This window comes from Paenisporosarcina quisquiliarum, assembly GCF_043641925.1.
Lineage (GTDB): Bacteria > Bacillota > Bacilli > Bacillales_A > Planococcaceae > Paenisporosarcina > Paenisporosarcina quisquiliarum_A.
In genome coordinates this window covers 86,365-93,165 of the sequence record NZ_JBHZRU010000014.1, presented here as the reverse complement: position 1 = coordinate 93,165, position 6,801 = coordinate 86,365, and the positions used below count along the sequence as shown (strand labels likewise).

The 6,801-nt window shown below is 36.5% G+C and carries 8 protein-coding genes; all 8 read right to left on the bottom strand.

Annotation, left to right across the window (positions count from 1 at the left end; genetic code table 11):
- Positions 1-733: 733 nt before the first annotated feature.
- Positions 734-928: a DUF378 domain-containing protein gene (locus ACHUE4_RS11655; RefSeq protein WP_394190198.1), complete on the bottom strand. Its 195-nt coding sequence runs from the start codon at positions 926-928 to the stop codon at positions 734-736.
- A 117-nt stretch (positions 929-1,045) separates the two neighbouring features.
- The gene (locus tag ACHUE4_RS11650) at positions 1,046-2,488 is read right to left on the bottom strand and encodes a helix-turn-helix transcriptional regulator (protein WP_394190196.1); all 1,443 of its coding nucleotides are present in this window, start codon (positions 2,486-2,488) and stop codon (positions 1,046-1,048) included.
- A gap of 30 nt (positions 2,489-2,518) precedes the next feature.
- Positions 2,519-3,223, bottom strand: coding sequence for a hypothetical protein (locus tag ACHUE4_RS11645; RefSeq protein ID WP_394190194.1), 705 nt, complete (start codon positions 3,221-3,223; stop codon positions 2,519-2,521).
- On the bottom strand, positions 3,223-3,963 hold the full coding sequence (locus ACHUE4_RS11640) for a hypothetical protein (protein ID WP_394190192.1): 741 nt from the start codon (positions 3,961-3,963) through the stop codon (positions 3,223-3,225). The genes ACHUE4_RS11645 and ACHUE4_RS11640 overlap by 1 nt, the downstream gene beginning before the upstream one ends.
- 34 nt (positions 3,964-3,997) lie before the next feature.
- On the bottom strand, positions 3,998-4,720 hold the full coding sequence (locus ACHUE4_RS11635) for a hypothetical protein (protein ID WP_394190190.1): 723 nt from the start codon (positions 4,718-4,720) through the stop codon (positions 3,998-4,000).
- Complete coding sequence (locus ACHUE4_RS11630; protein WP_394190188.1) at positions 4,717-5,454, bottom strand: hypothetical protein; 738 nt, start codon at positions 5,452-5,454, stop codon at positions 4,717-4,719. The genes ACHUE4_RS11635 and ACHUE4_RS11630 overlap by 4 nt, the downstream gene beginning before the upstream one ends.
- Positions 5,426-6,322 (bottom strand): ATP-binding cassette domain-containing protein, encoded by an 897-nt coding sequence (locus ACHUE4_RS11625; protein ID WP_394190186.1) that lies wholly within the window; start codon positions 6,320-6,322, stop codon positions 5,426-5,428. The genes ACHUE4_RS11630 and ACHUE4_RS11625 overlap by 29 nt, the downstream gene beginning before the upstream one ends.
- A complete protein-coding gene (locus ACHUE4_RS11620; RefSeq protein WP_394190184.1) occupies positions 6,315-6,707 on the bottom strand; it encodes a GntR family transcriptional regulator in 393 nt (130 codons plus the stop codon). Before ACHUE4_RS11620 ends, ACHUE4_RS11625 begins: the two co-directional genes overlap by 8 nt.
- Positions 6,708-6,801: the final 94 nt, after the last annotated feature.

Here is a 6,801-nt window from a genome sequence, read left to right as displayed (position 1 = left end):
GCTTTAAATAAATACAAAGAAACAATCGCTAAAACTAGCGAAGCATAAATTTCCTTGCTTAACTAACGGATGCTTTACTTCAATAAGGAGTGAAGCCTTATTTCTTATTGTAGGATTCAAGGGGAGATGGAAAGATGGGGGAAATAATAACTGAGTTTATTATATTTACTCCTTTATACGGGGTATTTGTATGGGGTTACTTTTATCGACGAAAAAACATAATGTGGAGGAAGCTTTACCAAGAAGAGCCTGAAATTTCGTACGGTCCAAATGGTTACAGTGTTCTAGTAATGACTTTGGTTTTTGTTTTATTTTTGATTACAAAAATTTAGAAGGCGATTCCTCAATAATGAAGAACGCTTATTCTTATTCAACTCCTATGAAAGAACGTAATATTCTTTCATTATCTGTGGTGTAGATACTATTTTTGAGATACATGGATGGCTAACGCGTGCTTATTTTAATTAGCTTAAATGAAAATTAGGCTTACTATAAATTAGAACCAAAAAACACTGAGAAAATAATCAGTGTTTTTTTGTATAACTTTCTGTCGGAAAGCCACAAAAAAGCAATGCTAACATCATTTCGTTTTAAACTGCTATTTGGGACGCGATTTCGTATTTTGCACCTATGAATAGAACCACTTGGTTGCATCAGCAATTTTTTTACTCCGCAAAAAAAAGACCGATCAAAGTTATCGGTCTTTTAAAGGTTATACAATTTCCAAAATCGATTATGCTACTTTTTTGAATAATGTAATGCAGTAAATTGCTGCTAAACCAACCAAGACGTAAACTACGCGAGCGATTGGGCTATCCATTCCTCCAAATAGTCCTCCTACAAGATCCCATTGGAATAAACCTACTAATAACCAATTCAAGCCACCGATAATAACAAGTAAAAGTGCGATCATATTTAAACTTTTCATCTTCCCATCTCCTTTGCTAAATGATTGTACATAGATTGTATAACCTTTATACAAACAATGTAAACCTATTTACAAAAATAAACAATGATGAATGTGTTGACGTATGTTTTATCCTCTTTAAAACCGATAGCTTGAAGGCGTTTGACCAGTGGCCTTCTTAAATTTCGCATTGAAATAGGATTGATGGGTAAAGCCACTTAAACGAGAAACTTCTTCTAAAGAGGCATTGGATTCTTTTAATAAGCGCTTTGCTTCTCGAATTCGGATTTCTTGTAAGGCATCACGGAACTTCACACCTGTACTTTGGTGATATTTTCTACTTAGTGTGCTTTTATTGATGTGTAGCGCGTCTGCACAGGCGGCTAGGTTCCAAGCTGGATTCCAGTAATTTGATTCCATCATAGATCGCACTTTTTCAGGGAAGCTTGACTGTCCTGAAGTGGCAAGAGCAGGTTCTTTCATTAATAAACCAATAAAGTCGTTTAGTTTTTGAATAATGATATACATGACAGGTTCGCGTATGATGTCTTGAAAAATTTGATGATATTGTTTTTCCAACATTCCTGAGCGCATTGATTTAGCCGTCATATACCTGCGGATTTGGGCTAATACACTGGTTAAACGTATGCGAACCATTTCAGGATCTGGAAATGGGGCATCTAAGACAAGGAGATCTTGTTCGAGCCAGTCTCGTATTGCTTTCACCTCCTGTTTTTCTAACATTTCAATCCATATTCGTTGCTCAATGGGCGATAAAAACGGATCTAGCTCTCGCCACATTAAGTCTTGCATTTCTACAGAAACAATATCGTAGCCATCATAAAAAATACGTTCTTGGTACCTCCGCATTTTTTGGTACAAGCTACGCATACTTGGCCCTTTTTCCGATTCATATAAATAAAAGGAGAGCAACGTATCTGACTTTTGTTTCCATAGAGCATAGAACGATGAATAGGCTTCTGTTAATTGTGATTGTTCATTTAGTCGGTGGACGACTAATGTGAAATCAGAGAATGGAAATACTTGAAATTGAGTGGGAAATGAAAACCCTTCTAGTGTTCTTACTAGTTCCGAGCTCTGTTCTTTATTGGAAGAAACAATGGCACTTACTAACACGGGCGAATTCGGAAACGTCTCTGTCAACAATAAATCCTGGTACGTGAACATGGTGTTTTGAACGGTTTGGTCTTGAGGCAATCTATTTTGCTCATTGCGCAAACGAAACCGTGCTTGATGGATGATTTTGATTAACTGTTCAGGTTGAAAAGGTCGAAATAAGACATCTTCGGCTTTATGCTTTAAGGCACCGTAAGCAGTTTGGAACGTACGATTGGATGAAAGGCCAAGCCATCTTGAACCTGCCGGAAGAAAGGATTCTTCCATGACGGGCAGAATATCCAAATCGATGATAAAAAAATTGTATTTTCCAGATTGACGATCTACGGTAGACCCCTCTATAGAATCTTCAATTTCAATAGAAACATCACGCAATTGAGAAGAAATCATCCACTTAATGCCTTGTGCTTCAAGCGGATCTTTTGTTAAAACGTAGACATGCATAGTCATTCTCCTCTTATCTTCGAGTAAACATTATCGTTCGTTCACTTGATGTGCAATACTTTCATCGATTGTAACATTTATCGATTCAGGAATTTTCAAATGTAGTCTCGATGACCATTCTGATGTAGAATTTCTATGACTGTCTGAGTCATTTTTTGTGAACTGGGTTGTAAACATATCGTATTCAAAATAGGCCAAGTCGTACGAGCGTGTCCCCGTACTTGAAATGGTTAAGCCATTTTCGCTTGGGTCTATTTTGTTGTGTTTATTAAAATCTTTCGCCTCATACCCATTCATGATTAGTTTCCCTTCATACAGGAAAGCTTCGATACGATTTGAATCGCCAGGAATTCGTTCAATTGTAATTAATACCGGCATTTGTCCAAGTGTTTTTGGTTTTAAATAAAACTCATCGTTTCTAACTTCTTGAACCCATTCCTTCATGAGATACTTTGAATCCACATCTTCGAATTTCCCTTCATATAAACTGACGAATGATGAAGTAAACCGGTTTACCTCTGCTTGATCAATTGATTGAAATTCACTATTTTCATTTAATGGAATTAAATAAAGAACAAATGTTGCAAGCACGATCACTATGAAATAGCTCATAAGAATATAGACACTTACCTTCCGAGGAAGTCGAACAAGAGGTTTATGTGAATTATTTTTAGTTGCTTGAAAGCCAAGCGTAATTAGTAAAATGATGATTAGAGGCAGTAAAATAATACTCATTAATATCGCACCTCCTTACTACGATTTACGAACCAAGCAAGTGCTAGCAGGATCGTCGATAACCCAATCGCTTTTAACATAAACAAACTCAATGAAGATTCACCTATATAAAAATTATAGAGTGGGATAATTAAGGAATCCGCACCTATTTTGGCTAATTGAAGATTCGCTAAGCCATACACTACTAAAAACCCTAGAGGAATAAATCGATTAAATTGAAACAAAACGACAACTAAATATGTTAATGAAGCAAACAAGAATATATAACCAAAGGTTCCCGTTATGTTCATGATGTGTTCGACAAACGTAAACGAGGTATTCAGGATAATTCCGTTTACAAAGAGTCGTTGAACAAGCGGAATGAGTGAACTAGCAAAATAAGCAGTGAACGCACCAATAGCTGCTATAAAAATCAGAAAGATAACGTTTGAAATAAATTGACTTAATCGAGTGGTCACAAAGGTATAATCTATTCGGTTCGATGATTCAAGACCTAAATAAACACTTGTGCCAACTACCCATATATAGGTCATGATTAGTAAGAAAGATGAGCTATAGACGTGGGAAGTCGTATAAATATTTCCACTCGATGAGCTTCCCGAACTTGTCGCCACAGCACTTAATAAAATCCCAAACAATTGAACCCCCACTAGAGCCAACCAAATGGAATGGTGTGATAGAAATTTGAGTCTCAGTTGTTTTTTCACGACATCAATCAAGCTCATTTCATTTATTGACAAGACTAACCCCTCCTTCTTTAAAGATAATGCTGTTTTATTTATCGAAAACCTCAATTACATGTTCATCAGCGATAAGTTTTAAATGTTTTGGAACTTGGAGGTAAAGAATCGGATACTGTTCTGACATACTATTTTGAGAAGGATTCCACCTCTCACTCTTTACTCCATTTGGCATAAACTCAGCCTCATAAAAAGACAATGAAATAGATGGGTTCTCCGTTAATAAAATCGTTAAATTTTCTTGATCCCAATCTAGTCTTAATTTATTTACAATGTCCGCTATTTCATATGAGTTGATAATATGAATACCTTTATAAAGAGACGCTCGAATTATATTGTCGTCTGTTTCAACCTTTTCAATTACTAATTGAATTGGCAACCAGTTCGAGTGTTCATTAACTATTCTAAATGTATCGCCCTCGACTTCTTGAACCCATTCATCAACTATTAAATCTGAAGGAACTTCGTCCTTTTCGCCTCTAGATAAGCTTTTATACATCTCTACAAATCGCTGTTCTTTTTCAATGCTCACCGGCTCGAATTCAGGTTCATTACGAGGGAGTGAAAAGGATACAATCATAAATCCGAGTAACAACATGACATAGCCCACTAAAATCCATTTCGTCTTCTTAGGAGTAATCGTGCTTCTTTTTCTCGTTTTATTCAAAACAACTAAATCACGATTAAATTTCTTGCTTGCAATCCCGATGATTACGAGCAGAAGAAGGATTGGGAGAATGGCAATTAAAATACTCATACTCTCACCTCTTCGTTATTAGTTACCATCCATGTAACGAAAAACAATAGGCTGTTCACAATCCCGAATTTTATTACCAACAATAAAACCGAGGTTTCTTTACTAAAAAAATAGATCAGAGAATTAACATACTCCCCATTTGCTTCAATCGTTATTGAACCTATAAAGATGAATAATGCACTTACTAGGAATGCAGCTACTTTATTTCGTTGAAAGATGGATCCTACCGTATAACCAAACAATCCAAGAAAGAACAAAAATAAAAACAACAAAAACAGACTAGTAAGTAGATCAAAAAATGAAAAGGTATTAACTTCAATTATTTTTTCATCATTAAAAACTAAATAGACCTTTAATACATGTGTTAACAAGTAGGTAGTGACTGTTCCAAGAGCGGCCAATATAACCGTGAAACTCATATTAGACAATAGACGGCTCCATCTCGTACTTATAAAGGTGAAGTCATCTTCCTTATATGCTTTTGTTGTCATGAGCAAAACACTTATGAATACCCACATTGCCGTTACACCAATTAAGAAGCCATTGCCATAATAAGTCGTTGAAACCGCTCGACCATACCCAGGCTCTGACATTGAACTTTCCCCAAGAGAGGCAACGAATAAGCCAAATATCTGAAGAATAATTAGCGAAAGAAAGATGCCGTTGTACGAATTCACTTTAAATTGAACTTGTTTTTTCACGACATCAAACAAGCTCATTTCGTTCAAAGACACGATCAATTCCTCCTTCTTGGCTATCCGTTAAGTAAATAAATGCTTCATTGGCTGTCAGATTAATAAAAGTAAGTTGAGGGAAATTCTCGCGATGTACATATTGACTAACTTTCACAACTGCCATCACAGTCCCTGGGATTGTTTCGTTATAGTCTAACTTTTCATGCATCGAGACAAATCGATCGACCTCCACTTTACTTCCTTTTACAGCCATAACACTTTCCTTTAACTCCGAAATGGATAGATGCATGAATGCTTTTTGGTTATGAATAATCAACACATCTTCCAATAAATTCTCGATTTCTTCTAAGTGGTGACTAGAAAGTAAAATTGTTCTCGGGAAGGCGAGATAGTCTTTCAATAAAGCACGATAAAAATCTTTGCGTACCGCTGAGTCCATACCGGTTGTCGGCTCATCATAGATCGTGAGTGGGCAACGTGCAGCAAATCCAATAATGGCATGGAACGTACTTCTCATCCCTTTAGATAAGTTTTGAACATACATTTTAGGTGATAACTTAAAGTAAGCCATCAATTCATTTGCTAAAGAATCATTCCAATTCGGATAGAACAAAGCAAAAGATTGCAAGAGTTCTCCTAAGGTGAGCGAAATCGGTAAGCTCATGTTGTCGTCAATCATAATGGTATTAGCTGACACCTTAAGACTTGTGAAAGGATTCTCTCCCATTACCACCACTTCACCTTGTGACTTCTTCAAGTAGCCTGCTACTAATTTCATGAATGTGGATTTCCCCGCTCCGTTACGGCCGATGACACCGGTAATGGTATTCTCTTGGATTGAGCAATGAAAATCTTCTAAAGCAGTGTGTCGACGATACTTTTTCGAGATATTTTTACATTCAATCACGATCAATTCCCCCTTCATTCTTTGCTTTCGCTCTTTTTAACATGTCGATTAGTTCATCAAATTGTACTTCCAGGCGCGCAGCTTCATCCACTATCCCATTTACAAGTGTCGTTAATTTCTCATTCTTTCGTTTGGATAAAATCACGTTTCTTGCTTCAGCTGTTACGAACATACCCAGCCCTCTTTTCTTATACAAGATGTCATTGTCGAGTAGAATCGTTAAGCTTTTGCCAGCTGTCGCGGGGTTGATGGTAAATAGATCGGCAAGTTGGTACTGGGAGTACATTTTTTCATCCGCTTTAAATTGTTCGCGCAGTATCTCATTTTCAAGCCACTCTGCCAGTTGAACATAAATGGGAAGATCCGATTCTTCATAAAACTTCAATTTCGCGCCTCCTCCACTACCTAAATTTTAGGTGCATTACTGTTATAATGTACTATATTACATTATGTAATAATTGGCAACAAAAAAATCAACT